Origin of the sequence: Halomonas sp. BC2, assembly GCF_002078115.1 — a bacterium.
GTDB lineage: Bacteria > Pseudomonadota > Gammaproteobacteria > Pseudomonadales > Halomonadaceae > Vreelandella > Vreelandella stevensii.
On the sequence record NZ_LFGT01000021.1, the window covers coordinates 1 to 26076 of the forward strand.

Sequence of the window (26076 nt, forward strand, 5' to 3'; positions counted from 1 at the left end):
ATGGTGTTTGTCAAGGGCTGTTTTCAGCGTGTGAAGCGAGCGATCAATCCAACCAACAGATGACACTAACTTCCTGACAAACCGAAGGTTTTTCGACCTTCTGCACCGCTGGTAACGCTTGGCGTCCCCAGCAGCGGATGCGTACTTTACGGATTCGCTGCCGGGTTGGCAAGAGGCATTTACCAAATAGTCAAAAAAAGTCGCCCACGTGACCACACAACCCGTGGAAAGCACTTCGGCACTTACTGTTTGGCGGTTACACTTGGCACTCCGCAACATTCGCCACATCTATTGCACCTACGGATATGAGGTCTTCGATGAGCCAGCACTTGTTAACCGTCGATTCATTAAATCGCGAAAGCGTTGATCACCTGTTACGGGTGGCCGCACGCATGGAGCCGATTGCCAGTCGCCGTCAGGTCACGCGAGTGCTGGAAGGTGCGGTACTGGGCAACCTGTTCTTCGAAGCCAGTACGCGGACGCGGGTGAGTTTCAATGCAGCTTTCTGCCGTCTGGGAGGCAGTGTCTGTGACACCACGGGCTTTACCTTCTCGTCCATGGCCAAGGGCGAATCCTTGTACGACACCAGCAGGGTAATGAGCGGCTACTGTGATGCCATCGTCATGCGCCACCCGGATCAAGGGTCGGTTGCCGAGTTTGCCGCCGCAACGCATGTGCCGGTCATCAACGGTGGTGATGGTCCAGGCGAGCACCCAAGCCAGGCGCTGCTGGACCTTTATACCATCGACAAGGAGTTCCAGCGGTTGGGCAAGCGCCTGAGTGGTGCCCATATTCTACTGACCGGGGATTTGAAATACGGGCGCACGGTGCATTCGCTGATCAAGCTGCTGTCGCTTTATGATCCGCTGCGGATAACGCTGGTCTCCCCACCCGGCCTGGAAATGCCGTCTTATCTGGTGGATCTGGTGGCGTCACGGGGCCATCGCATCGAGCAGCGCGACTCCCTGGCCAGCGACTTCTCGGATCTGGACGTCGTCTATACGACGCGCATCCAGAAGGAGCGCTTCACGGATGAAATGAACGAGAGCTTCCAGGGGCTTTCCGATGACTTCATGGTCAATCGCGATTTTCTGGATCACCGCTGCAGCCAAAGCACGATCGTGATGCACCCGCTACCGCGCGATAGCCGTCCAGGCGCCAATGATTTGAACGTCGATTTGAATGGCGATCCGCGCCTGGCGATCTTCCGCCAGACAGATAACGGCATCCCCATGCGGATGGCCATTTTTGCCACGCTATTGAAAGTGGACGAGCTGATCGAGCAGGACATGCGGCCAGTGCGCTGGTTCGTACCGCCGCAAATTGGCACGCTGGACCGCTGAGGGGCAGACGGCTGAGCAGCTATAACGCTCAGTGCGCGGCTCGCCCACCGGGAAGGCCTTCTCGGTGGGCGAACCAGCCTTCCAGAATCAGCACGGCAGCGATGCCGTCCACGCTCTGCTGACGATAGTTGCCGCGATGTCCCGACGCGTGGGCGATCTGCTTGGCTTCACGGGTGGAGCCACGCTCATCGACCATTTCACACGGCTTGCCATAACGCCCATGCAGGCGGTTGCCAAACTTGCGCGCACGGGTACTCATGGGCGATTCGCTGCCATCCATGTTCAACGGTAGCCCGACCACGAACAGGTCGGGCTGCCACTCCTGAACCAGACGAGACACCACGTTCCAGTCAGGAATGCCGTCCCGTGCAGGCAGAGGCGTCAGCTCGCGGGCGCTGTTGAGCAGCTCATTGCCTACCGCCACACCGATGCGCCGCGTTCCATAATCGAATGCCAGGATCAGGCGCTCCCCACTGTCGGCCATCGCGTTACTGCCCCTTCGTCATGCGTGACCGGCGTCACGGGTCATCAGGTTGAGATCGACGCCCAGCAGGCCAGCGGCAGCGGCCAGGCGCTCGGCGGGAGGGGTATCGAACAGCACGCTTGGCTGGCCCTCCACCGTCAACCAGGCGTTGTCCTTGAGCTCATCCTCCAGCTGCCCTACTTCCCAGCCCGCGCACCCCAGGCACACGAGGAAGTGCTCTGGCCCCGTGCCATCCGCCAGCGCCTGAAGAATATCCATGGACGTGGTGAGGGCAATGCCATCTTCTACCTGGACGCTGGAATCCCACGCCTGGCTATCCCCTTCGTGCAGGATAAAGCCACGGTCTTTATGGGTGGGGCCGCCGTAATAGACAGGCGCATTGCGGTGCGGGCTCTCATCGCCCCCCAAGGAGAGCTGTTCGAACAGCGCATCCAGGGTGATCTCCAGGGGGCGGTTGGTAATCACCCCCATGCAACCATTGTGGTCATGGTCACACAAGTACACCAGGCTGCCCGCAAAGTTGGGGTCGTCCAGATGCGGCATGGCCATTAAAAAATGGTGTTTTAAGCTTTGCATGCGTCTCCTATGGCTTGCCGCTGAATCAGCAAGTCGGGCGTTATTGGGCGGAAGCAAGGCGACGCTCGATGGCGTCCAGCAGCATGCCGGCGATGTCGGTGCCGCGCTGATCGTCGATTTCCCGCACGCAGGTGGGGCTGGTCACGTTGATCTCGGTGATGTAGTCACCGATGACATCCAGACCCACGAACATCAGCCCTTTCTCACGGATCAGCGGCTGTACCTGCTGGATCAGCCAGTGATCGCGCTCGGTCAGCTCGCGACTCACGCCACGCCCACCGGCGGCCAGGTTGCCGCGGGTCTCTCCCGCCGAGGGGATGCGCGCCAGCCCAAAGGGCACAGGCTCGCCATCGACCAGCAGAATACGGGTATCGCCGTGTTTGATTTCCGGCAAGTAGCGCTGCGCCATGATCTGACGCTGACCGCGCAGCGTCAGCTGCTCGATGACGGCGCCAATGTTGCGGCCATCAGGGCCGATATGAAAAATGCCCGTGCCACCCATGCCGTCGAGTGGCTTGAAGATCACGTCGCCATGCTCGGCGTGGAAAGCACGCAGCACGTCATCACGGCTAGCCACGACCGTTGGCGCGCAGCACTGAGGAAACTGCTGGGCAAAGAGCTTCTCGTTACACTGCAGCAAAGCGGCGGTGGGGTTCACCACCAGCACTCCCTCGCGCTCGGCAAAGCCCAGCAGGTGCACCGCATTGATGAACTCGGCATCTACCGGCGGGTCCTTGCGCATCAGCACGACGTCCAGTTCTGCCAGTGGCCGCTGAGCTGCTTCGCCAAGGTCGTACCAATGTGCAGGATCACGATGCACGGTCAATGGACGCATGCGTGCGTAGGCCTGCCCTGCGTTCAAGAACAGATCGTCCTGCTCCATGTAGTGCAAGGTATAGCCGCGCTCCTGGGCAGCCCACAGCATCGCCAGGGTGGTGTCTTTCTTGTAGGCGATGTCACTGATCGGGTCCATCACGACACCGAGATGCAACGTTGAGTGGCTCATCGAAATACCGTCCATGCAGAAACAATCATTATTCAGTATGCCGTACTGCAGGCACGGCTCCAACCGCGGCTATTTGTCTGCGGTTTCGGAGAGCGCGCCGGGCACCAGGCGAATGGCATCAGGGGTCAGGGTGATCAGCTGTTGCTTGTAAAGCCGCCCAATCGCTTGTTTGTAGGCGCTCTTGCTCACCCCCAGGCGCGCCTTGATGGCGTGGGCATCGCTTTTATCGCCCAGCGGCAAGTAGCCGCCGCTTTCACGTAGCGCTTGCAGTATCTTGTCACCTACCACATCGAGGCGTGCCGCCCCCGGCGGCAGCAGCGAGATATCGACTCGGCCATCCTCGCGACGCTGTTTTACATAGCCTTTCAGCGTCTGCCCTCGGCGCAGCGGCTGGGTCATGTCGTCCTGATAGATCAATCCCCAATAACGGTGCTCGACCACCACTTTCATGCCCAGGTCCGTGCGATCGGCCACCACTACCGTGACCTCATCCCCCTGCGACAGCACCCAGGCGTCGTCGCTCAGAAAGCGGTCCAAGCGCATGGATGCCACGGGACGCCCCTGGTCATCGCTATACAGCATGACCAGAACGCGCTTGCCGGGATCCGGGCGAAACCGCTGTTCGCTATAGGGCAGCAGCACGTCCTTGGGCTGGCCCCAACGCAGAAAGGCGCCCGTACTGTTCACTGCCGTCACGGTCAAGTAAGCGACTTCTCCCAGCTGGGCAGTCGCATCGCTGGCAGAACGGGGGGAGGCATGGGACTCACGGGCCATGGAGGTGTCCTTGCGAAGGGTTGAGAATCGGTAGCGTACCTTGCTAACGCTAGCCAAAGCGAGGCCGTATTCGGCCTGACAGCCTGCTATACAAAAGCCGCTGCCACATAGAATGCGGCAGCGGCTGACAGTAAGCGCTTACAAATCGCCGAAATGATGCTGCAGGAGGGTCAGCGCGACGACCGGTGCGGTTTCCGTACGCAGTACACGGGGCCCTAATGTCAGCGGCGTAAAGCCGCTGGCGGTGGCCGCAGCGATATCGGTCTCGCTGAGCCCTCCTTCGGGGCCAATCAGCAACGCTGCCGAAGCGGGCCGAGACGACTGTGCAAAGCCATTGCCCGTGGCCAGATGAAGCATCAGGCGCAGCGGCTCTTGCCGTTCGGCCAGCCACTCCTCCAGCCCCTGCGGCGGGTATACGGGAGGCACCACTGCACGCCCACTTTGCTCGCAGGCGCTGGCAGCCACCGCCTGCCAATGGGCCAGCTTCTTCTCTTCTCGGTCGCCTTTCAGGCGAACATCCCCCCGCTCGGTATAGAGTGGGGTGATGGCAGCGACGCCCAGCTCCACGGCTTTCTGAATGGCATAGTCCATGCGATCTCCCTTGGAAATCGCCTGGCCCAGATGCACCGCTAGCGGAGACTCCGCGTTGCCTGGCCATACCGACTCGACGGTTGCGGTGGTCTGTTTTCGCCCCACCTCCGCCAGCCGAACGCCTGCCTCCTGGCCCGCCCCGTCGAACAGGATCAGTGCCGCGCCCTCCCCCATGCGCAGCACGCGGGTAACGTGCCTGGCAGGGCCTTCCGGCAGCGTGACGGTTGCCCCGACACGCAGCTCGGTGGGCACATGAAGGCGCGGCATCTTGCCGTGCGTGGCGAGCCAGTGTGCTGCCGAATGCGCTTCGAGCATGGCTTAGTGGGTGTTCTCGGCAGCCTGGCTTGCCTGCTGCGCTTCACGCTGCTTGCGCTGGGCGTACATGGCTTCGAAGTTGACCGGCGCCAGCATCAGCGCAGGGAAGCCGCCACGGTTGACCAGGTTGTCGATACACTCACGGGCGTAAGGAAACAGCAGGTTAGGACAGAAGGCGCCTAACGTCTGCTCCAGCTGCGCACCTTCGATGCCGGAAATACGGAACAGGCCAGCCTGCTCGACTTCAGCCAGGAACGACGTGGTGCCGGACTCGCTGTCATTCACCTGGGCGGTGACCTTGACCACGACTTCGTACTGGTCGTCAGCCACTTTCTGGCTGGTAGTGTTCAGATCCAGATTGACCTTGGGCTTGAACGCCTGCTTGAACACGGAAGGAGAGTTCGGCGCTTCGAAGGAAATGTCTTTCACGTAAATACGCTGCAAAGAGAATTTCAGCTGCGGCTTTTCGCCTTCAGCGGCACCGGCCTGCGGGGTGTTGTTATCTTCCGCCATGGGAGACTCCTCGTTATTCATTCAATAAAAAAGCGTGCGGCCCAGAGGCCGCTTTCGTCGTTTACTTCTTCACTACGGGAAGGCCATCGGCCTGCCACTGCATCATGCCACCACGCAACTTCGTGGCCCGCTCGAAGCCCGCCTTGACCAGCTTGGCTTGTGCGGCACCCGAGCTTTGGCCATGCTTGCACACCACGATGATCGGCTGGCTTTTGACTTTCTCCAGCTCGTTCATGCGGCTATCGAGGCTGCTCTGGGGAATGTTGCGTGCACCGGCGATATGCCCCGCCTTGAAGTCTTTGCTTTCACGAATGTCCACTACCACCGCATCTTCGCGGTTGATGAGCTGGGTGGCCTGGCTAGAGGACACGGCATTCGAGGCAGCGCTACGCGTTTCGTAGACAATCCACGCCGTGAGCACCAGCAAAAATGCCCCCACCAACAGGGGGTGGTTCATTACGAATTCGAACAGCTGATCGATCATCGCGAACACAATCTCTTGGTCTATGCAGAAAAAAGCGGCCTGGCCGCCATCAGAAACGCGACAAGTATACACGTCACAGGGCATACCGCGCAGGCCATGACGCCCAGCGGCTGCCTGCGTTATGATGCCCCAAGCACGCGCCCGCCGCGACCCTGTTTCTCAGGTACTGTCTGAAAACTGGCTGAACGGCCATTGCCAGCGTTTCAAACAGCACTTTTCGTTGCTTGGCTGACCCATATAACGAGGTTTCTCATGGCATCATCTGCACCCCGCCCCGTCGCCCTGATCATCCTGGACGGCTATGGCCACAACCCCGATAGCGCACATAACGCCGTGGCTGCCGCCCATACCCCGAACATGGATGCCCTGTGGGCCAAACGCCCCCACGCCTTTGTACACACCGATGGCCGCCATGTGGGGCTGCCCGATGGGCAGATGGGCAACTCGGAAGTGGGCCACATGAACCTGGGGGCTGGGCGCATCGTGTACCAGGACTTCACGCGGATCACCAAGGCCATCGAGGATGGCGACCTGGATATCAATGGCGTGCTGACCAAACCCATCGACGACGCCGTGGCCAACGGCAAAGCGGTACATTTGTTGGGCCTGCTCTCGCCTGGAGGCGTACACAGCCATGAAGACCACTTCATTGCCGTCGCGGAACTGGCAGCACGGCGCGGCGCTCAGCGAATCTACGTGCACGCCTTCCTGGATGGCCGCGACATGCCCCCGCAAAGCGCGCTGGCCTCCATCGAGCGCGCCAATGCCCGGCTTGCCGAACTGGTCGGTGCCGACAACGGCTTCGTGGCCTCCATCATTGGCCGCTTTTTCGCCATGGACCGAGACAACCGCTGGGAGCGGGTCGAGCAAGCCTATCGCCTGCTCACTGAAGGGCACGCCGACCACATCGCCACCAGCGCTGAAAGCGGCCTGCGGGATGCCTACGCGCGTGGTGAAACCGACGAGTTCGTGGCGGCCACCAGCGTTCCCGTCAACGGTAGCGCCATGGCGTTACAAGATGGCGACGCGGCGATCTTTCTGAACTTCCGCTCTGACCGGGCCCGCGAACTGACCCGCGCCTTCACCGATGCAGATTTTACCGGTTTCCAGCGCCAGACCCGGCCTGCCCTGGCGGGTGACGGCCTGGTGATGATGACCCAGTACGCCGCCGACATTGCCGCTCCGGCGGCGTTCCCCCCCACCGACCTCACCGATACGCTGGGCGAAGTGGTGGCCAAACGCGGCCTGACCCAGCTGCGCATCGCCGAAACCGAGAAGTACCCTCATGTGACGTTCTTTTTCTCGGGGGGTAACGAAGCCGAGTATGACGGCGAAGAGCGTATCCTGGTGCCGTCGCCTCGGGATGTGAAAACCTACGACGAAAAGCCGGAAATGAGCGCGTTCGACATCACCGACAAGCTGGTGGACGCCATCGACAGCGGCCGCTTCGACCTGATGGTGTGCAACTACGCCAACGGCGACATGGTCGGTCACACGGGGGATTTTGCCGCCGCCGTCAAGGCCATTGAAACCGTCGACACCTGCGTTGGGCGGGTCGTGGAGGCCATCGAGCGGGCCGGTGGCGCCTGCCTGATCACCGCCGACCACGGCAATGCCGAACAGATGGTGCACCCGGTGACCGGCGAGCCGCAAACCGCTCACACCACCTTCGTGGTACCGCTGATCTACGTCGGTGAGCGCGAGGCTCAGCTGTCGGACGGCCGTCTGTGCGATTTGGCGCCCACGCTGCTGGCGATGATGCATCAGCCACAGCCAGACGCGATGACGGGCCAGTCACTGCTGCGCTTCGCCTAATGCCATCGTGGCAACGACTGCCCTTGCTGGCACTGCTGATGCTGGGCACGCCCGCTGCCGTCGCGCAGGATGAGCGTGCCGCCCAGCAGCAGCTGGATGCGCTAGGCCAGCAAATCGATGCCATGACCCAGCAGCTGGGCGTGACGGACCAGGCCCGTGACAGCGCCCAACAGGCCCTGCGTGCCGTCGAGACGGAGCTGGCCCAAACGCACCAGCGTCTGGACCAGCTGCAGGGGGAACGCCGCCAACTGAACGAAGAGAGCGAGCAACTGCGCCAGCACCGTGAGCGGCTCGAGCAGGAAAGAGCGGCGCAATACGCAGCGCTGGGCCAGCAACTGGCGGCCCTCTACCGGCTGGGGCCCACCCCTCAGCTAAAGCTGCTGTTGAACCAGAGCAATCCCGCCGAGCTGGACCGTATGCAGGCCTACCTGAACCGCTTGACGCAGGCGCGGCAACGTCGCCTGGGCGACATTGCCCGTCTGGATACCGCGCTGGTGGATACCGAGCAGGCGCTGGCCGAGCGCCAGACCCGGCTGGATGCCCTGGCGGACGAACTGGAAGCGCAAAGCGCGCTGCTGGCCCGCCGTACCGAGGAACGGCGCAGCGTCGTGACCACGCTGGATGATCGTTACGAGAGCGAAGCCGACCGTCTGGCCGACCTCAGCCAGAGCCGCGAGCAGGCCGAACAGCAGCTACGCGCCATCCAGGCCGAGCTTGCCCGACTGGCCGAGCCGACGCCCTCCACCAACATCACCCGCACCCAGGGCGACCTGCCCTGGCCAGTACAGGGCGCCATCACGGCCAGCTTCCAGCGCCGTCAGGGCGTGCATTACAACGGTATCGTGATTCAAGCGGGCGCCGGCACGGCGGTCACGGCCGTCCACTCTGGGCGCGTGGTCTTTGCGGACTGGATGCGGGGGTTTGGCAACCTGATGATCATCGATCATGGTGATCAGATCATGACCCTGTATGCCCACCTTCAGCAGTTCGATGCACGCCCGGGCCAGCAAGTAAACCGGGGCGACCGCATCGGCCGAGTGGGCAACAGCGGAGGGCAGCCTTCGTCCGCGCTCTATTTCGAAGTGCGGCGAGGTGGCGCCCCCATTAACCCGCAACGTTGGATTGCACGACGTTGACGGGATAAGCTGATAGCAGCGGCACCCTTGAAGGTGTCGCGCCGACCGTCTAACCCATGCGGCGCCCAGCGGCGCTGCCTTTCGCCTAGCGGAGTACGCATGACGCTATCTGTAACCGAGGTATCGGCCCCTGCCAAGCGTTTCTTGGCGACCCTGCTTCCGCTCGCGCTGCTGGCAGCACCCTTACCCCTAGCGGCTCAAACGGCCAATAGCGTCGCCGACGACCTTCCGCTGGAAGAGATCCAGACCTTCGCCGAGGTGTTCGAACGCATCAAACGGGCCTATGTCGAGGAAGTGGATGATCGTACGCTGCTGCGCAATGCCATGCGTGGCATGCTCAGCGAGCTGGACCCTCACTCGGCCTATCTGGATGCCAACGAGTACCAGAGCCTTCGCGAGTCCACCCAGGGCGAGTTCGGCGGCATCGGCATCGAAGTCGGCACCGAGAATGGTCAACTCATGGTGATCACTCCCATCGACGATACACCGGCCTCCCGCGCGGGCCTGCTGTCGCGGGACATCATCATCGCCATCGATGGCACACCCACCGATAACCTCTCCTTGCAGGAAGCCGTCAACCTGATGCGGGGCGAGCCGGGCAGCCAGCTGCGGCTGTCCATTCTGCGCGCGGGCGAAGATAGCCCACGAGACCTTACGCTGACCCGGGAAATCATCCGTAGCGAAAGTGTGCGCCATGAAACCCTGGAGCCTGGCTACGGCTATTTACGTATCAGCCAGTTCCAATCACGCACGCCGGAACAGGCACGCCGCGCCCTCGAGCGCATGGCACGCGAACAGCCGCTCGAAGGCCTGATTCTGGATTTACGTAACAACCCTGGCGGGGTACTGCAGGCGGCGGTGGGCGTGGCCGACCTCTTCCTGGATAGCGGGCTAATCGTGTATACCGAAGGCCGCCTGTCGGATACCGAGATGTCCTTCTCGGCATCGCCCGATACGCCTGCGCGTGATGTACCGCTCGTGGTGCTGATCAACAGCGGCAGCGCCTCCGCCGCAGAGATCGTGGCAGGCGCGCTTCAGGACCAGCGTCGCGGGGTCATCATGGGCACCGAAAGCTTTGGCAAAGGGTCGGTGCAGCAGATCATGCCGCTAGGCAACGGCGAAGGTCTGAAGCTGACCACGGCGTTGTACTACACGCCCAATGGCCGCTCCATCCAGGCGCAGGGCATCGAGCCGGACGTGGAAGTGGTGCGTGGCCGCCTGGAAGTGGCCGAAAGCCGCCGTGAACTGCGCGAAGCCGACCTGGAAGGGCATCTGGGCAGTCAGAACCAGCCTCGCGAGCGCGCTGCCATGTCGCAGCGGTTGCGCGACGACTATCAGCTCAGCGAAGCGCTCAACCTGTTGAAAGCGCTCAATGTCGTCGACCGGCGTCGCTAACGGCACGTGCTCGGCAGGCGACCTCTTTCACCGGTGGCCTGGCGCATGATGAGCCGCTTGAGTGGCACCCACTGGTTCATGCCACTCATGCCGACATTACGCAGCAGGGTCAGGCCCGGCTGCTGACTGCCAAACAGCCCCTTGAAGCCCTTCATCAGGGCCAGCATGGCCGTATTGTCGAGGCGACGGCGGCGTTCGTAGCGCGACAGGATGGCCAGGCTGCCCCAGGGCGAGCCACGCCGCCAGGCAGCAACCACTTCTTCCGCCAACACCGCCGCATCCATCAGCCCAAGGTTCACCCCTTGCCCCGCCAAGGGGTGAATGCTGTGCGCCGCATCCCCCACCAGGGCAAAGTGCTCCTGCACATAGCTGCGGGCGTGGCGTTGTACCAGCGCAAAGCGATAGGCTCGATCGAGCACCGTGACAGCCCCCAAACGGTGATCGAAGGCACGCCCCAAGTCCTCTCCCAGCGCTTGCGGTGCCAGCGACTCAAGCCGGGCCGCCTGCTCGGGTGGCACGGACCACACAATCGAGCACAGCCGATCATCGCCGTCCACGGTCAACGGCAGGAAAGCCAGCGGGCTGCCGCTTACGAAGGCCTGACGGGCCGTCGCTCCATGGGCGTGCTCACAGCGCACGGTGGTGACCACCGCTTCCTGGCCCATGGACTCCTCTGCCACCTCGATGCCCGCCAGTTCGCGCAGCACAGAGCGCGCACCATCGGCCGCCACCAGCAGCGGGGTTTCCAGCTGGCGGCCATCCTCCAATACCAGCCAGCGCCCTTTGGAACTGGTCTGTAGCGCGGAGACGCGCACGCCATTCAGCCGGGTCAACGTCGGCAGGTTGGCCAGCGGTGCATTGAGTGCGGCCAGGGTCACGTCGTTCTCGACGATATGCCCCAGCACGGCGGTGCCCGCCTCGTCCGCCGAAAAGTGGATGTTGCCACTGCCCTCGGCATCCCATACCTGCATGTAACGGTAAGGCGTGATACGCGTCGCCGCCATGGCAGGCCAGGCACCCAGATGGTTCAACAGCCGCTGTGACACCGGCGTCAGGGCGCTGACACGGGGCGCCGGTAGCGCCTGGGCCACCTCTTCCAACTGCAGAGGCTTCTCACGGGCCTCGACCAGCGCGACCTGCATACCGGCCTTGGCCAGCAACCCTGCCACGCTGGCCCCGACCATGCCGGCCCCCACCACCACCGCATCGAAACGCGTGACCGTGGTTGCCTGTTCTGCTTGAATCGTCATAGCCAATCCTTATGGTGTCAGCGCCAATGGTGCGCGCTATTGTTCCAGCGCTATCGTTCTAGCCCCATGGCTCGGCGTGCTAACCCCCGGCGCAGCGGTCCCACCAGGTTCAGGCCGATCAATCCGGCACCACGGGCATGGGGCAGCAGTGGCAGCGAAGCACCGAACAGCCGCACCAGGCCATCGCTGAAACGGATGACGTTGGCACGGTCATCGGCACGGCGGCGCTCGAAAGCCGCCAGGGTTGCCAGACTGCCCAAGGGCTGCTGGTGTTGGGCAGCCTGGGCCAGCGCCTCGACCAGATCCATCACGGAGCGCAGCGCAAGATTGAAGCCCTGCCCGGCCACGGGGTGCAGCGCGTGCGCAGCATTGCCAAGCACCGCTAGCCCCGGCCTTACCGGTTCTTCAGCTGTCACCAGCGAAAGCGGATAGCAATAACGCTGCCCCAGCCGATTGAATCGGCCTACCCGGTCGCCGAACGCTTGCTGCAGCTGGCTCAAAAAAGCCTGCTCAGACAGCGCCATGCGCGCCTGCTCACCCCCGCTGGGGTGTGTCCAGACCAGCTCCATGGCCTGACCGGGCAAGGGCAACAGCGCAATGGGGCCTTCTGCGGTGAAGCGCTCGTAGGCGACCCCGTGGTGGGGCTGACTGACCCCCACATGGGCAATCACGGCGCTTTGTTCATAAGAGTGACAACGGCTCTGAATACCCAGCTGCTCTTTCAAGCCCGAGCGGCCTCCGTCGGCCAGTAACGTCAGCGTGGCGGTCAGCTCACTGCCATTCGACAGGCGAAGATGATGCTGCCCCCCCGCCTGCGGGGTCAGCGTCGTGACCGAGGCAGGGCAGTGCCATTCGATGGGGAGTTGCTGCAATCGACGGTGCAGCACCTGCCCCATCCAGGCGTTGGGAATCACATGCCCCAGCGCCTCGACGCCTAGCTCTTCCGCGCTCAGGCGTGTCGCCCCCAAACGTCCGCGCTCGCTGATATGAATGCGCTGGATGGGCGAGGCCTCAGCCTGCATCTCCTGCCACACGCCCAGTTGGCGAAAGCGCTGGGCGGAGCCCTCGGCAATGGCGCTGGCACGCGCATCGAAACTGGGCTGCCAAGTGGCCTGGTCGCTCGTGTCTGGCAGAGCCTTGGCCTCGATCATGGCCACGCGCCACCCAAAACGCTCTATTAGAGACGCGAGGGCGCACCCCAGGCTGGCGCCTACCAGGCCCCCCCCCACGATCACGATATCGTGAGTGGCAGGCCGCTCACTGGAAGGGTCTGTTACCGCTGCGGACACCTGCATTCACCTCTCCTGGCTTGGTTGTTCAGCCCATGCGAATCATCGTAACCCATAACGTAATTTACATAACGACTTCTTTAGCTTTGTAGGCTGGTCACTATTTAGCCATCAATTGCTCGATGGCCTCGACCTGCTTGGGAACTCCCTCGGTGATCACCTCTCCCCCAAGCGCAGTAACCACAACGTTGTCTTCGATACGAATACCGATCCCACGGTAAGCCGTAGGAATATCGTCATCACAAGGGATATACAGGCCCGGCTCAATGGTTAGTACCATGCCCGGCGCCAGCGGCCTGGGCGTGTTTTCATCGAGTCGATAGGTCCCCACATCGTGGACGTCCAGACCCAGCCAGTGCGACGTAGAGTGCAGATAAAAGCGTCGATAACTTTCGTCATCGATACGTGCCTGCACCTCGCCTTCCAAAAGCCCCAGGTCGATGAGGCCCTTGGTCAAATCGTGCACGACCCCTTGATGAATATCGGCCAGGGTAGCGCCTGGAGCGACGGCGTTCACAGCGCGCTCCTGAGCCTCCAGCACCACCTGGTAGAGCGCTCGCTGGGCATCGCTGAAGTGACCGGAGACCGGGAAAGTGCGGGTGATGTCGCCAGCGTAGAGATCGAACTCAGCGCCCGCATCGATCAGCACCAGCGCCCCTGCCTCCAGCGCATCGCTGTTTTCAATATAGTGCAGCACACAGGCGTTGGCGCCGCCGCCCACGATAGTGCTGTAGGCGGGACCGCTGGCCCCTTGCCACATGAACGCGTGCTCCAGTTCGGCCTGAAGCTGATACTCATACACGCCTGCCTGGCAGGTGCGCATGGCACGTACATGGGCCTGAGCAGAAATGGCCGCCGCATGGCGCAGCAGGGCGATTTCCCCCGGACTCTTGATCAGCCGCATCTCATGGATGAGTGGGCGGCAATCCAGCCAGCCTTTCAAGGCGGGCTTACCACGGCGCACGCTCGCCTGGGCCTGGGCTAGCGCCTCTTCCAGCAGGCTGATCGCTTCGGGATTGTCCAGCGGCGCGTAGAGCAGTTCGCGGCCATCGAGCAGCCTTGCCAGTTGCACATCGCGCTGGGCGTTCTCGAAGGCCTGGTCGACCCCCAGCTGCTGCTCCACCCCGCCTGCACCCAACCGACGGCCCGTCCAGGCCTCCAGCGTGGGGTCCCGGTCCTGGCAGAACACCACACTGCTGCCTTCGACACGCCCAGGCAGCAGCACCAGCAGGCCGTCGGGCTCTTGCAGGCCCGTGAGGTAGTAAAAGTCGCTCTGCTGACGGAAGCGATATTCGCTATCGTGGGAGCGTGTCACTAACGATGCTCCCGGTATCAGCATGGCCGCGTTCGGCGGCAGCTGGGCCATCAGCGCCTCACGCCGCTGGCGGTACTCGTCAGGCCCAATGGGCGCGGGGCGCGGCAATCGCTCAGGCAACATAGTGGCTCCTTGCGTATTCTGAAGAACAGTCAGATATCAGTGGACGGGGGCGTCGACCTGCTCGACCTGGGGCTGGCCCGGGTGCTGCTCGGTATACAGCAGCATGGCCGCCATGCGCGCGTGCTCGGTCAATGCAAACAGGTCGTTCTCGTTGTCCGGGCTATCATCGATATCGGTTTCGATCTGACTCAGCCCTGCCAGATCTTCGATGGCCTCACGCAGGGTCTGCGACCAGCGCTCTCGCAGCGTGTCATCGGCCACCTCTTCGACGACTTCCATGAAGCCCAGCGTCCACTCCTTGAGCCCTTGGGCCTGTTCGGCAAGCGAAAACAGCTCATCCGGCAGCAGCGGCGCGTAATTCAAGTCGCTGGCACTCAAGGCTTCCAGCGTCTGACGTCGCCAGCCCAACAGTCGCTCTGCACTTGCCTGGTCCCGAGGCTGTTCGACACCGAGGCCCAGGCAAACCTCTTCCAGCCACCCTTCGGCACTCACATCACGCAGCGCCAGCAGGCCACATAGGCGCCCATCCAGAAAAGCGGGAGACTGCATGCTCCCGTGCAATAAAAATACATCCGCCACGTCAGAAAAGTCCTGGCGCTCGTCAATCAATGACATGTTTTGTGCTCGCTTTAGCAAAAGTCAGAGTAAGATTCTGCGCAGAGCGCGGCCGGTACGTGCGTTGACCCCGTACGAGCGGCTCTCTTATAGTGAATATCGTCTATCCATCCTATTTATGTGATGTTAACGCATTGGGGCCCTGACTGGCCCGTGCTGGAGTCAATGATGAGTACCGCCAAGCGGCCAACGAAAGAGATCACCCTATTGGGGCGCAGCTATGTCATTGCCTGCGATAACGGTCAGGAGGTGCAGCTGGAGCGCGCAGCTCGCTACCTGGACAGAGCCATGCACGGTATTCACGCCCAGAGCAGCGTGTTGGGCAACGAGCGCATTGCCATCATGGCCGCCTTGAACATTACCCATGAATTGCTGGAAGCGCTGGACGAGCACCGTGCGGGTGAGGCTAACCTGAGCCGCCTCAATGAGCGCCTCGAACGAGCGTTGGCAGGTACTCGCAAGCCAACGGACGCGTAAAGAGAGCCGTTCGGGGCATGGATGCTTTGGCATTGGCAGCGCCTCTGTTAGGATAGGGATGTTCTCTGGAATGCGCGCCAGTCGTTATAGTCCCTCGAGCCTATACGCAGTACCAGGGGGCCAAATGCTAGCCAGACCCGTGCGCATGTCCGTGCGTCGGAAAGCCTGACGGTCTGGCTGCGGCCACCCACCTGAACCAATAGGTTCAGGGCCAGAACGACAGCGGCATTCTGGGGAACACTTCAACATGGCCTGATAGAGATGACGCATACGACGCCCGATGAAAAGCAGGCCCTGCGCCGTGAACTCAAGCGCAGACGCAAGGCGCTGACCGCCAAACAGCAACAGCAGGCGGCCCACTCACTCTGCCAGCGCCTGAGGCATCAGCCCGAAATCAGACGCGCCAAACGCATCAGTCTCTACCTGCCGGTCAATGGCGAAATCGACCCGACACCCCTGATCGCATGGCTTCGCCAGCGACGCACCACGATTTACCTTCCTGTGCTACGCCCTTTCAGCGCCAATAGCCTATGGTTCGTGCGTTACGACCAGCATACCCCCATGGTCAAGAATCGTTTCGGCATTGCCGAACCCTGCCCAAGGTTTGCTGCCCACCGTGGCCATCGGCTACCCGCCTGGGCACTGGATACGCTGATCGTACCGCTGGTCGGGTTCGACCAGCAGGCCAACCGCATGGGCATGGGGGGAGGGTTTTACGACCGCAGCCTGGCCTTCATGCGCAGACCTGGCCCGGCTCCCGCCTTGATTGGGGTGGCGCACGCTTGCCAACAGGTCGACCAGCTGCCGTTGGAGCCCTGGGATATTCCGCTCACGGCCGTGGTCACCGATCAAGCCACGGTACGCCCCATAAAAAGGGCTGATCCATGATCAGCCCTCTTGTTTGACCTTTTGCAGGCTCGCGACGTCGATACCGCTCTACCCTGCTACCATTGATCAACTTCCCGATATTGCCTGGGCATAGCCAGTCGCCAAAACCCCAAGCAAAAACACCACGGTTAGCGCCATGACCATATCAGGTTTTCTTCGCCGCATGCCAAATCTCCAACGTCTTTCCAAGTGCCGGTAGCCCTGGGTGCGTCACCAAGGAGTTGCCTTTGGAAAGATGACACACCTCATTATTTGTGGCGATGACTATAGGGCTATAAGGGGGGTAGTGACAACCGCTATTGGCACTATTTTCACCCCTTAATTAAACGTTTTAGTCTTGTGAACCTGGCGGGCAGTCCTTATCTGCGAAGTTAGCAAACACTTACATTCATTTACGCCATGAAAAGCCGATAGGCGGGATTGTCGCTCTCCTGCCAATAGCGGTAACCAATGGCATCCAGGTACTCGGTCACGTGGGTTCGGTCCTCACTGGGCACCTGCATGCCCACCAGCACACGGCCGTAAGCGGCGCCGTGATTACGGTAGTGGAACAATGAAATATTCCAGTCATGGGGCAGTTGGGTGAGGAAGTTCATCAAAGCCCCTGGGCGTTCCGGAAATTCGAAACGGTAAAGCTCCTCCTCGAAGTGCTCCCGGGGCCGACCGCCGCTGAGATGGCGAATGTGCAGCTTCGCCAGTTCGTTATCGGTCAAGTCTTCGACCTGATACCCGCCTTCGCGCAGCTTTTCGATCACCGCCAGGCGGTCTTCGCCACCTGGTTTTACCTGCACGCCAACAAAGATATGGGCCTCGCTGTCATCGGCATAACGGTAGCTGAATTCAGTCACCATTCGTTTGCCCAGCGTTCGACAGAACTTCTTGAAGCTGCCAGGCTTTTCAGCAATGGTGACGGCCAGGATGGCTTCGCGCTGCTCGCCCAGCTCCGTCCGTTCGGCAATATGCTGCAAGCGGTCAAAGTTGGTGTTGGCTCCCGAATTGATGCACAACAGGGTTTCTCCCTCCGCGCCCGTCTGCTGCACGTATTTCTTCAGGCCGGCCAACGACAGCGCTCCAGACGTTTCCGCCACGGCACGGGTATCTTCAAAAATGTCCTTGACCGCCGCGCACATCTCATCGGTGTTCACGGTAATGACATCGTCGATCAGGTCACGTACCAGAGAGAACGGCACTTCGCCAATTTGCGCCACGGCCACGCCTTCTGCAAACACGCCCACCTGCTCCAGCACGACGCGCTCCCCGGCCTCCAGAGCCGCTTTCAGGCAGGCGCTATCCTCGGCCTCGACGCCAATGATCTTGATATCAGGACGCAGGTATTTCACGTAGGCCGCCACCCCGGCGATCAGCCCACCACCGCCTACCGGGATGAAAATCGCATCCAGCCGCCCGCTGTGCTGGCGCAGAATCTCGACCCCGATGGTGCCCTGGCCCGCCACGACGTCGATATCGTCAAACGGTGGAATATAGGTGTAGCCATGCTCCTTGATCAGCTCCTGCGCATGCTCGGCGGCGGCGGCAAAGGCGTCGCCCTTCAGCACCACTTTTGCCCCCCGCGCACGTACCGCCTGCACTTTGATATCCGGCGTGATGCGAGGCATCACGATGACGGCCTTCACGCCCATCAGTTTGGCCGCCATGGCCAAGCCCTGTGCATGGTTGCCCGCCGAGGCAGCAATCACCCCCTTGGCTTTCTGTTCTTCCGTGAGCTGGGCCATCTTGTTGTAGGCCCCACGGATCTTGAACGAAAACACCGGCTGCAAGTCTTCGCGTTTGATCAAAATCTGGTTGTTGAAACGACGCGACAAAAAGGGAGCGGGGGAAATAGGCGTCTCGCAGGCCGCTTCGTAGACACGGGCCTGGAGAATCTTTTTGACGGTTGCTTCGAGCATGCTGATATCCCGGAAAAATGGCGTGACCCTGGCGGGTGCGAACAAAACCTCTATTGGTAGCAGATGACAACCGCCAACGTCTAGCGGCGTTGCCATCGGCAGCGGGCGTTCAGGCCGTTATACTAAGCACGACTGCCCACCCTGATTGGACTCCATCATGACACAAGACGAACTAAAAGCCGCTGTCGCCGATGCCGCGCTCGATGAAATCGAGCCATATCTCGAAAAAAGCACCGTGCTGGGCATTGGCACCGGCTCCACCGCCAACCTGTTCATTGATCGTTTGGGCGCGTTACGCGACCGCTTCAAAGGCGCTGTGGCCAGCTCTGAGGCCAGCGCAGAGCGCTTGAAAGCACAGGGTATCGAGGTCTTCGAACTCAATCACGTTGGCAACGTCCCCTTTTACATCGACGGTGCCGACGAAGTGAATGCTCACTTTCATATGATCAAAGGTGGGGGTGCCGCACTAACGCGTGAAAAGATCGTCGCCGCCTGCGCCGAGCGCTTCATCTGTATTGCCGATGGCTCGAAATACGTCGCCCAGCTCGGCAACTTTCCCCTGCCGGTAGAAGTGATTCCCATGGCGCGCTCTTATGTGGCCCGCGAGCTGGTCAAACTCGGTGCCGAACCCGTTTACCGTCAGGGCGTCATCACCGACAACGGCAACCAGATCATCGACTGCTTCAACTTCATGATCGACGACCCGGTAGCCATGGAGGCGCGTATCAATGGCATCGTCGGCGTAGTCACCAACGGCCTGTTTGCTGCACGCGGTGCCGATGTATTGCTGCTGGGTAAAGCGGATGGCGTAGAGCGCACGGCCTTACGCTGAGCTCTCGCCAAAGCCTGGCCTTGGCCAGGACTAATCCCCGGCCAAGGCCAGGCACCGGCCAAGCCCATCCAGCGTGCGCCAAAGCGCCCCGCGCTGGGCTGTGATTGCCGCTTGCCCAGCCAGCCCGCGCTGCCTGGCACACTCAGGGTTGGTGATGTGTTCTACCAGAACGCTCGCCAGCGCATCTGGCGTGTCAACCATCGTCAGTGCCTTGGCGGCCAAGAGCGGCTCGGCAACATCGCTGAAGTTTTCCAGTGACGGACCACACAGCACGGGCTTACCCAGTGCAGCGGGCTCCAACACGTTGTGCCCGCCCAGTGGCACCAGGCTCCCCCCCACATAGGCGACGCTGCCCGCAGCGTACAGCGTCGCCAACTCGCCCAGCGTATCCCCCAGGTAGACCTGGGTGGCGGGCGTGACGGGCTGTTGCTGGCTTCGACGACTCACCTTGAACCCTTCACGCTCACACTGGGCGGCCACTTCATCAAAGCGCTGTGGATGTCTGGGCACCAGCACTAACAGCGCCGTGGGGAAGCGCGTGAGCAATTGGCGATGGGCAGCCAGCAGCAGCGCCTCTTCCCCGTCTCGGGTAGAGCCAGCGACCCACACGGGACGCTGGCCCCACGCACTAAGTAAGCACTCACTCTCTTCCAATAGCCTTTCAGGAAAGGCTTGTTCGAACTTCAGCGACCCCACCACGGTGGTCGATTCAGCCGCACAGCCCAGCGCGTGAAAACGCTCGGCGTCCTCTGGCGACTTGGCAGCCAGCCACGTCACGTTGGCCAAGGCCCCCTGCATCAGCGAGCGCAAACGCTGGTAGCGGCCAAACGCGCGGGGCGATAGTCGGCCGTTCACTACGGCAACGGGCACCGCCTGCCGATGGCAGGCGTGAAGCAGGTTCGGCCACAGCTCGGTTTCAAACAGGATGGCAAGGTCCGGCTGTACGCGAGCCACAAAACGCCTGGCCGCGCCGGGAAAATCCAACGGCAAAAAACGGTGGGCAAGGCGCGTCTGGTCGGCAGTCTCCTGTTCTGCTATCAACGCCTGTGCCTGTCTGGCGCCGGTAGCCGTCATGGTGGTCAGCAGCAGGCTGTGGCGAGGAAAGCGCGCCAGCAGCCCTTCGATCAGCGGGCGTGCGGCGCGCACTTCCCCCACGGAAGCACAGTGCAGCCAAAGTCGCGGCGCGGGCGGGAGTGGTTCAAGGCGCAGTCCCAGCCGCTGGAGTCGTGAGTACGTGGGGACTTGCTCACGCCAGATGCGCCAGCCAATCAAGGGCGCCAGCCCATACAACGCTGCCGAATAGGCCAGCCGTGGCCAGCGGGGGGTGGTCATCAACTTTCGCGATCCAGAATCGAGCTGATCATTGCCGTGGTGGAAACACCATCCTCGAAGCCCAGCACCTTGACTTCGCCCCCGTTGGCAATCACGGCGCTGCCGCCAGCAATGTCTTCGGGACGGTAGTCGCCGCCTTTGACCAGAATATCCGGCAATACTTGCTCGATCAGGGCGGCAGGCGTGTCGTCACTGAACGGCACCACCCAATCCACCGCGCCGAGCCCCGCCAGCACCTGCATCCGCCGGTTCAACGGGTTGATGGGGCGCTTCGGCCCTTTCAACCGGCCAATGGACGCATCATCGTTCACCGCCACGACCAGCCGGTCACCCAGGCGCTTGGCCTGTTCCAGGTAGGCCACATGGCCTGCGTGGAGAATATCGAAGCAGCCATTGGTCATCACCACCCGCTCACCGCGCAGCTGCGCAGCGCGAACGGCATCGACCAGAGGCGCTGGCTCGATCACGCCGAACTCGGCCAGCTTGTCGCCATGCAGCGCGGTGTAAAGCTCGGCAATGGAGAGCGTGGCGGTACCCGGCTTGGCCACCACCAGGCCCGCGCCCAAGTTGGCCAGCATCATGGCTTCCGGCAGCGCATGGTTAGCGGCCAGGGCCAGGCCCATCAGGCCAATCACGGTATCGCCGGCCCCCGTGACATCGAACACTTCCTGGGCACGGGTGGGCAGGTGCAGCGGTGCATGGCCTTCACGGATCAGCGTCATGCCCTTCTCGCTGCGGGTAATCAGCAGCGCTTCCAGTGCCAGCTCGGCACGCAGCGCTTCGCCTCGCTCGGCCAGGATAGCGTCGGTGGCGCAGGGGCCTGCCACGGCCTCGAACTCGGCCAGGTTAGGAGTGATCAGGCTGGCTCCCCGGTACCTGGTGAAATCCTGACCCTTGGGGTCGATCAGTACCCGCTTGCCGTGCTGGCGAGCCATCTCGATCAGCCGCTCGACCTGATTCAACGTGCCCTTGCCGTAATCCGACAGGATCACCACGTCGCATTCGGGCAGCGCCTGTTCCACTTGTGCCAGCAGGGCGCTGGTGTCCACGCTATCGAGGCGCTGCTCGAAATCCAGGCGCAGCAGCTGCTGGTTACGGCTCATCACACGCAGCTTGGTAATCGTTGGGACATCAGGGCTGCGCTGGAAGTAAGTGCTTACATTGGCTGCCGCCAGGCGCTGGGTGAGCAGCTTGGCATTGTCATCCTCTCCCACCAGGCCCGCCAGCGCGGCGTGCCCACCCAATGACGCCACGTTGAGCGCCACATTGGCCGCGCCGCCGGGGCGGTCATCGGCATCTTCCACGCGTACCACGGGCACCGGCGCTTCCGGTGAGATACGCGAGGTGCCGCCATGCCAGTAGCGGTCGAGCATGACATCCCCGACCACCAGTACGCGGGCATGTTCCAGGGCGGTTAGATCAACTTTCATCCGAGAGTCCTGTTGTGGTGTGCGCTGCGCTATGCGCCAGCAGCGCGTCTAACTTGGCAATGACGTCGTCCGCCTTGATCAGGTCCATGGCATCGGCATGCCGCACCCGCTGCCCCCAGCTCACTTCGTCCACCGATTTATGCAGATAGGTGCGTACCGCATCGGGGTACGCATTGACGGCAAAATCGCGCCACAGATAGGGCGCAGCCCGCTGAGGGTTGGTGGTGGCATAGAGGCCAAGCGTCGGCGTGCCCATGGCGTTGCCCATATGCGCAGGACCCGTATCTGGGGCAATCACCGCGCGAGCGTTATCGATCAGCGCCAGCACGCCCTTCAGCGAGGTGCCGCCGATGGCATTGATGACGCTCCCCGGCTGGCAGAGCGCCTCGATATGGTCGCCCATTTCACGCTCCAGGGGGCTACCGCCCCCCGTGAGCACGCTCTTGAGACCATGCTGTACCCAGGCGTGTTCAATCACGCTGGCATACCCTTCCACGGACCAGTTGCGAAAATTGCGCAAGCGCGCATTGCTACAGGGGTTGATCACCAAATAAGGCGTGTCGCCACTGATTGCCCGGGCTTCCTCGTAGGCAACGGCAGGCACCGCGAGATTCCACTCCAGACGCTCGTCTTCGACGCCCAGCAGACGCGCAAAATCCATGAACGACTCCAGCACATGGGCGTTCTCGTGGGGGGCTAGCTGGTGCTGGGTGAACCAGTGCTGGGCGTCCTTGGCACGGGCCTTGTCATACCCTACCCGGACGCTGGCTTTGAGGCCGAGCGAGAGCACACTGGCACGAATGGCCTGCTGCATATGCAGCAGCACGTCGAAGCGGGTATCGGCCAGCTCACGCCAGAGGGCCCGCATGCCGGCAAGCCCGGTCGCTTTGTCGTACACGACGAACTCGACCCCGGAAAGCCCGGCCAGTAAACTGTGCTCCCCCTTGCCGATAATCCAGGTAATGCGCGCATGCGGCCACTGGCGCTGCAACGCTCGCACCGTGGGCACGAGATTGCACACGTCTCCCAACGCGGAGAGGCGCAAAATGGCAATATGGTTTGGTTGAGCAGGCAGAGAGGGCTTCATGCGCTTAGCGGCACTCCAGCAGAAAAATGGGCTGATTTTACATGATGCAGACAGTTTAAGTGACGCCTGCGCATCACACCAACTGTCCTCCCCGACTCACCCACTGAGCACGGCGCTGTTCGAGGCGGATTACTGGCAATCGCGAGGCCTGGTGGCCGGCGAAGCACCTGGCCGTGGCAGCAGCCTGTTCCTGCAGGCACGCGACCATGAGCAGTGGGTGCTGCGCCCTTACCAGCGCGGCGGGCTCATCGCCAAGGTCAACAAGCAGCGCTATGTCTGGCTGGGGGCAGAGCGCACACGAGCGTTTCGTGAAGTGCGCTTGACCGCCGCGCTGTATGAGCAAGGCCTGCCCGTGCCTCGCCCAGTGGCCTGCTGCGTCACTCGGTTCGGTTTGACCTATGAGGCGGCTCTGCTGACCGTACGCATCCCGGGCGCCCGAGCGCTCGCCTCCTTACTGAGCGCCGAAGAGGCAGACGAGGCGCTGTTGATGCGCGTAGGCGCCATGATCAAGCGGTTTCACCAGGCAGGGCTCGATCATGTGGATCTGAATGCGCGCAATATTCTGGTGGATCGCCAGGGAGAACCGTGGCTGATCGACCTGGATCGTTGCCGCTTGCGCTCGGCAGGCCAGTGGCAGGAGCGCAATCTGGCACGCCTTGAGCGCTCACTGGTAAAGTTCGACGCCTCCCAGGCCATGACAGCCATTCGGCAGGGCTACCGGGTAATCTGACGCCGAGCGATCACTGCCTGGAACGGCGACCTGGGTAACAACGCTGCAATAGCCCCTTGAGCTCACTTAAAATCTCCTCTTCACTTGGCACTTCGCCGCTTCTCCGGAACACTGCTTCGTGGCAGGGTTCATAACGGGGCCAGTAGCGGTAAGGCAGCGTACTGAAGAAGATACCCAGGGTAGGCGTATGCGTTGCCAGTGCCAGATTGCGCACGCCGGTATCACCGCATACCAGTACCGAGACTTCCGCCATCCAGTGACTTAGTTCATCAAGGCCCATACGTGGCTGAACCGAGACATTGGGGTGCCGAGCTACGACCTCAGCGAGAAAGTCCCCCGACTCCTCGGCTTTGTGCCCCTCCAGCAGTACATGCTGATATTGTGGCAATGCCTGTGCAGCCTGCTCGATCAACCTGCTCCACGCCTCTAATGTCAACGACTTGCTCGCTACCGAGGCAAACGGGAAATACACAATGGTCGCTGCTGCTTCCTCTCCCCGGTGCCAGGGCAGGGCAAAATCGAGCGGATAGCGTGGCTTGTGGCCCAATACCTTGAGGAAATCCAGCAGTACTTCGGCCTCATAGTGATAGTTGGAGCGCCGCAGTCCGACATCATAGAGCAGCGTATTGGACAGGCTGCGGTAGGGAAAGCCAAGTTTGATGGCCGCCGGTGTCATCAGGCTCAGTAACCTCGAGCGTGAGGTATCCGCTAGATCAAACAGCATATCCACCTTGCCCACCGAGCGCAGTGAACGCCACTGTGCTGCCAGACTACCACGCCCTTCCTGGACAAACACCTCATCGACAAGATCTTCCGGCACGGCATAGCGGTAGGCGGGTACCGTTGCCAGGATAATGTGCGCCTTGGGAAACAGGCGCCGCAGCTCCACCAAAAAAGGCCGAGCGGCCATGTAATCACCGAAGGCACACTGCCGAATCACCAGGATACGCGGCACCTCGTTCACTGCTGAACTCTCCAGCCAGCGTCGTCCGCGCTTACTCACGTAGGCACACTTATCAATCCAGGCTCTCACTTATGACTCCTCGTATAGCGCCTTGAGAGGTTTCACTCATTATCTATCCACTCCAGACCTGCATTGTTCCGACAAGACCGGGGCGGCTATGGCGCAGCCATGTAATATTCGATCAAACGCCTTACATGCTGCTGATTACTGAAATGCTGCTCAACGCGCAGCCTGGCGGCGGCTCCCATCTCCTGGCGACGTGGCGCATCAGCAATCAGAGTTGTCATGGCATCGCGCCAGGCGGGCACATCAAACGGCCCGACCAGTACGCCTGAAGCGCTGTCCACCAGTTCCGGCAGTGAGCCGGTGTTTGAGCCAATAATCGGCATACCACACGCCATCGACTCGATAATGGTCAAGCCAAAGGCTTCATTTTCCGAGGGAATGCAAACGATATCGAGCACAGGCAGGATTTCAGTCAAATCACTGCGATGACCTAAAAAACTGATCCTGCTCTCCAATGGAGTGCCTGCGATAAGTTGCTGCAATTGAGTATAAAAGCTTTCAATACCGCCCGAGGCATAGTCGGTTCCGCCAATCGACAGGGCATAAAAGAGGAGTGACTGGTCCAGTTCGAGCAGAGCCTTTACCCATACCTCCTGTCCCTTGCCTGGAGTGACTCGCCCCGGCAACCCGATCACTACCGCATCCACAGGCACCCCCAACTCGCGACGCTTGGCATGGATCGCCGCCAGATCGTTGCAGGGCTGGTAGTGCCGAGTATCAACACCGTGAGGTAAACACACCACCCGCTCTTTCGGCAGCGGCAAATTCCTGACATTACGTTGCCAGGTTGCCTGACTAATTGACAAAACACGTTCAACAGAGCCATAAGCCAAACGATGATAGGGGCTTTTCTTGGGGCGTCGCCCCCCCATATGGTCGGTATAAAGAACTCTTAAACCTGGCATCACTAGCTTGAGCAGGGTGATTAGCCGCAAGTCACTCGATTTATGGCAGTGGATAACATCCGCCTCTTCCTCAACCAACCAGCGTCGCAGTGACAGCACATGGGTAACGGCCTGCATATTACTGCTGAAGGCCCGAAAGGGAATGGTATGCTGCTGCATACTGGCTTCCACCCGAGTATTGGAAAGGCAGAGTCCCAGCACTTCCCAGCCCTCGCTCTTGAGGTCTGTAATGATGCGCTCGACGTATAGTTCCAGACCACCATTGCCATCCGATAGGCATAGCTGCACTACCTTGCGAGTTGCTACCGAGGGTTCCGCCAAGTCGTTCTCTGCCAAATTATTTGCTGCCATTACTGCACCTGTTGTATGCCCTGCCGGTTAATGCCGCTAGTCAGCACATTTTCCAGGCCATGTGCTCATTCTGGTAGTATACA

25 protein-coding genes and 1 other RNA gene are annotated in these 26076 nt (G+C 61.4%); 9 read left to right on the plus strand and 17 right to left on the minus strand.

The genetic code is table 11. The features are described from left to right. Nucleotides 1-317 precede the first annotated feature (317 nt). Entirely contained in the window at nt 318-1343 is a 1026-nt protein-coding gene (locus B7L71_RS12680; RefSeq protein ID WP_016915646.1) for an aspartate carbamoyltransferase, read from the plus strand. A gap of 28 nt (nt 1344-1371) precedes the next feature. Here B7L71_RS12680 and ruvX read toward each other — a convergent pair whose 3' ends face one another. The 7 genes from ruvX to B7L71_RS12715 all read right to left on the minus strand — a co-directional run bounded on the left by ruvX (nt 1372) and on the right by B7L71_RS12715 (nt 6086). After that, a complete protein-coding gene (gene ruvX, locus B7L71_RS12685) occupies nt 1372-1827 on the minus strand; it encodes a Holliday junction resolvase RuvX (protein WP_081138420.1) in 456 nt (151 codons plus the stop codon). A gap of 18 nt (nt 1828-1845) precedes the next feature. After that, nucleotides 1846-2403 (minus strand): YqgE/AlgH family protein, encoded by a 558-nt coding sequence (locus B7L71_RS12690; RefSeq protein WP_039179223.1) that lies wholly within the window; start codon nt 2401-2403, stop codon nt 1846-1848. A 40-nt stretch (nt 2404-2443) separates the two neighbouring features. Then, complete coding sequence (gene gshB, locus B7L71_RS12695) at nt 2444-3409, minus strand: glutathione synthase (protein WP_026001921.1); 966 nt, start codon at nt 3407-3409, stop codon at nt 2444-2446. A 69-nt stretch (nt 3410-3478) separates the two neighbouring features. Beyond that, on the minus strand, nt 3479-4183 hold the full coding sequence (locus B7L71_RS12700; protein WP_081138422.1) for a CvfB family protein: 705 nt from the start codon (nt 4181-4183) through the stop codon (nt 3479-3481). Between the two features lie 138 nt (nt 4184-4321). Next, a complete protein-coding gene (locus B7L71_RS12705) occupies nt 4322-5089 on the minus strand; it encodes a 16S rRNA (uracil(1498)-N(3))-methyltransferase (RefSeq protein WP_081138424.1) in 768 nt (255 codons plus the stop codon). Between the two features lie 3 nt (nt 5090-5092). Next, the gene (gene secB, locus B7L71_RS12710) at nt 5093-5602 is read right to left on the minus strand and encodes a protein-export chaperone SecB (RefSeq protein WP_016915640.1); all 510 of its coding nucleotides are present in this window, start codon (nt 5600-5602) and stop codon (nt 5093-5095) included. 61 nt (nt 5603-5663) lie between these two features. Further along, nucleotides 5664-6086, minus strand: a complete 423-nt coding sequence (locus B7L71_RS12715) for a rhodanese-like domain-containing protein (RefSeq protein ID WP_016915639.1) — start codon at nt 6084-6086, stop codon at nt 5664-5666. A gap of 252 nt (nt 6087-6338) precedes the next feature. On the opposite strand from B7L71_RS12715, the gene gpmI reads away from it, so the two are divergent. The 3 genes from gpmI to B7L71_RS12730 all read left to right on the plus strand — a co-directional run bounded on the left by gpmI (nt 6339) and on the right by B7L71_RS12730 (nt 10432). Further along, nucleotides 6339-7901 carry a 2,3-bisphosphoglycerate-independent phosphoglycerate mutase gene (gene gpmI / locus B7L71_RS12720; protein ID WP_081138426.1) on the plus strand — a complete coding sequence of 521 codons (1563 nt, stop codon included), beginning with the start codon at nt 6339-6341 and terminating at the stop codon, nt 7899-7901. Continuing rightward, the gene (locus tag B7L71_RS12725; protein ID WP_016915637.1) at nt 7901-9037 is read left to right on the plus strand and encodes a murein hydrolase activator EnvC family protein; all 1137 of its coding nucleotides are present in this window, start codon (nt 7901-7903) and stop codon (nt 9035-9037) included. The genes gpmI and B7L71_RS12725 overlap by 1 nt, the downstream gene beginning before the upstream one ends. Nucleotides 9038-9136: 99 nt before the next feature. Beyond that, nucleotides 9137-10432, plus strand: coding sequence for a S41 family peptidase (locus B7L71_RS12730; protein WP_081138427.1), 1296 nt, complete (start codon nt 9137-9139; stop codon nt 10430-10432). Here the strand turns inward: B7L71_RS12730 and B7L71_RS12735 are convergent. The 4 genes from B7L71_RS12735 to B7L71_RS12750 all read right to left on the minus strand — a co-directional run bounded on the left by B7L71_RS12735 (nt 10429) and on the right by B7L71_RS12750 (nt 15024). Further along, nucleotides 10429-11682 carry a UbiH/UbiF/VisC/COQ6 family ubiquinone biosynthesis hydroxylase gene (locus B7L71_RS12735; RefSeq protein ID WP_081138429.1) on the minus strand — a complete coding sequence of 418 codons (1254 nt, stop codon included), beginning with the start codon at nt 11680-11682 and terminating at the stop codon, nt 10429-10431. The genes B7L71_RS12730 and B7L71_RS12735 overlap by 4 nt on opposite strands. 50 nt (nt 11683-11732) lie before the next feature. Continuing rightward, nucleotides 11733-12977 (minus strand): 2-octaprenyl-6-methoxyphenyl hydroxylase, encoded by a 1245-nt coding sequence (gene ubiH, locus B7L71_RS12740; protein WP_081138431.1) that lies wholly within the window; start codon nt 12975-12977, stop codon nt 11733-11735. Between the two features lie 94 nt (nt 12978-13071). Continuing rightward, nucleotides 13072-14409, minus strand: coding sequence for a Xaa-Pro aminopeptidase (gene pepP, locus B7L71_RS12745; protein WP_081138433.1), 1338 nt, complete (start codon nt 14407-14409; stop codon nt 13072-13074). 36 nt (nt 14410-14445) lie between these two features. Next, nucleotides 14446-15024, minus strand: a complete 579-nt coding sequence (locus B7L71_RS12750; RefSeq protein WP_016915631.1) for a UPF0149 family protein — start codon at nt 15022-15024, stop codon at nt 14446-14448. A gap of 168 nt (nt 15025-15192) precedes the next feature. Between B7L71_RS12750 and B7L71_RS12755 the strand changes: the two genes are divergently transcribed. The 3 genes from B7L71_RS12755 to B7L71_RS12765 all read left to right on the plus strand — a co-directional run bounded on the left by B7L71_RS12755 (nt 15193) and on the right by B7L71_RS12765 (nt 16389). Further along, nucleotides 15193-15501 (plus strand): cell division protein ZapA, encoded by a 309-nt coding sequence (locus tag B7L71_RS12755; RefSeq protein WP_016915630.1) that lies wholly within the window; start codon nt 15193-15195, stop codon nt 15499-15501. A gap of 59 nt (nt 15502-15560) precedes the next feature. Further along, a non-coding RNA gene (gene ssrS, locus B7L71_RS12760) (6S RNA) lies at nt 15561-15742 on the plus strand. A 20-nt stretch (nt 15743-15762) separates the two neighbouring features. After that, the gene (locus B7L71_RS12765; RefSeq protein WP_081138434.1) at nt 15763-16389 is read left to right on the plus strand and encodes a 5-formyltetrahydrofolate cyclo-ligase; all 627 of its coding nucleotides are present in this window, start codon (nt 15763-15765) and stop codon (nt 16387-16389) included. Nucleotides 16390-16781: 392 nt separating this feature from the next. Here B7L71_RS12765 and ilvA read toward each other — a convergent pair whose 3' ends face one another. After that, entirely contained in the window at nt 16782-18296 is a 1515-nt protein-coding gene (gene ilvA, locus B7L71_RS12770) for a threonine ammonia-lyase, biosynthetic (protein WP_081138436.1), read from the minus strand. A gap of 157 nt (nt 18297-18453) precedes the next feature. Between ilvA and rpiA the strand changes: the two genes are divergently transcribed. After that, nucleotides 18454-19128: a ribose-5-phosphate isomerase RpiA gene (rpiA, locus tag B7L71_RS12775; protein ID WP_081138437.1), complete on the plus strand. Its 675-nt coding sequence runs from the start codon at nt 18454-18456 to the stop codon at nt 19126-19128. 30 nt (nt 19129-19158) lie between these two features. On the opposite strand, the gene waaA is transcribed toward rpiA, so the two are convergent. From waaA to B7L71_RS12790, 3 genes are read right to left on the minus strand one after another with little or no spacing between them, the layout of a single operon-like run. Beyond that, nucleotides 19159-20460, minus strand: a complete 1302-nt coding sequence (gene waaA, locus B7L71_RS12780; protein ID WP_081138439.1) for a lipid IV(A) 3-deoxy-D-manno-octulosonic acid transferase — start codon at nt 20458-20460, stop codon at nt 19159-19161. Next, nucleotides 20460-21890 (minus strand): bifunctional D-glycero-beta-D-manno-heptose-7-phosphate kinase/D-glycero-beta-D-manno-heptose 1-phosphate adenylyltransferase HldE, encoded by a 1431-nt coding sequence (gene hldE / locus B7L71_RS12785; protein ID WP_081138440.1) that lies wholly within the window; start codon nt 21888-21890, stop codon nt 20460-20462. The genes waaA and hldE overlap by 1 nt, the downstream gene beginning before the upstream one ends. Beyond that, nucleotides 21880-22977, minus strand: a complete 1098-nt coding sequence (locus tag B7L71_RS12790) for a glycosyltransferase family 9 protein (RefSeq protein ID WP_081138442.1) — start codon at nt 22975-22977, stop codon at nt 21880-21882. The genes hldE and B7L71_RS12790 overlap by 11 nt, the downstream gene beginning before the upstream one ends. On the opposite strand from B7L71_RS12790, the gene B7L71_RS12795 reads away from it, so the two are divergent. Beyond that, the gene (locus B7L71_RS12795; RefSeq protein WP_081138443.1) at nt 22976-23707 is read left to right on the plus strand and encodes a 3-deoxy-D-manno-octulosonic acid kinase; all 732 of its coding nucleotides are present in this window, start codon (nt 22976-22978) and stop codon (nt 23705-23707) included. The genes B7L71_RS12790 and B7L71_RS12795 overlap by 2 nt on opposite strands. Before the next feature lie 10 nt (nt 23708-23717). Here the strand turns inward: B7L71_RS12795 and B7L71_RS12800 are convergent, their stop codons facing one another. Beyond that, the gene (locus B7L71_RS12800; protein ID WP_026001919.1) at nt 23718-24740 is read right to left on the minus strand and encodes a glycosyltransferase family 9 protein; all 1023 of its coding nucleotides are present in this window, start codon (nt 24738-24740) and stop codon (nt 23718-23720) included. Between the two features lie 86 nt (nt 24741-24826). Continuing rightward, nucleotides 24827-25993, minus strand: coding sequence for a glycosyltransferase family 4 protein (locus B7L71_RS12805; RefSeq protein WP_016915621.1), 1167 nt, complete (start codon nt 25991-25993; stop codon nt 24827-24829). Nucleotides 25994-26076 lie beyond the last annotated feature (83 nt).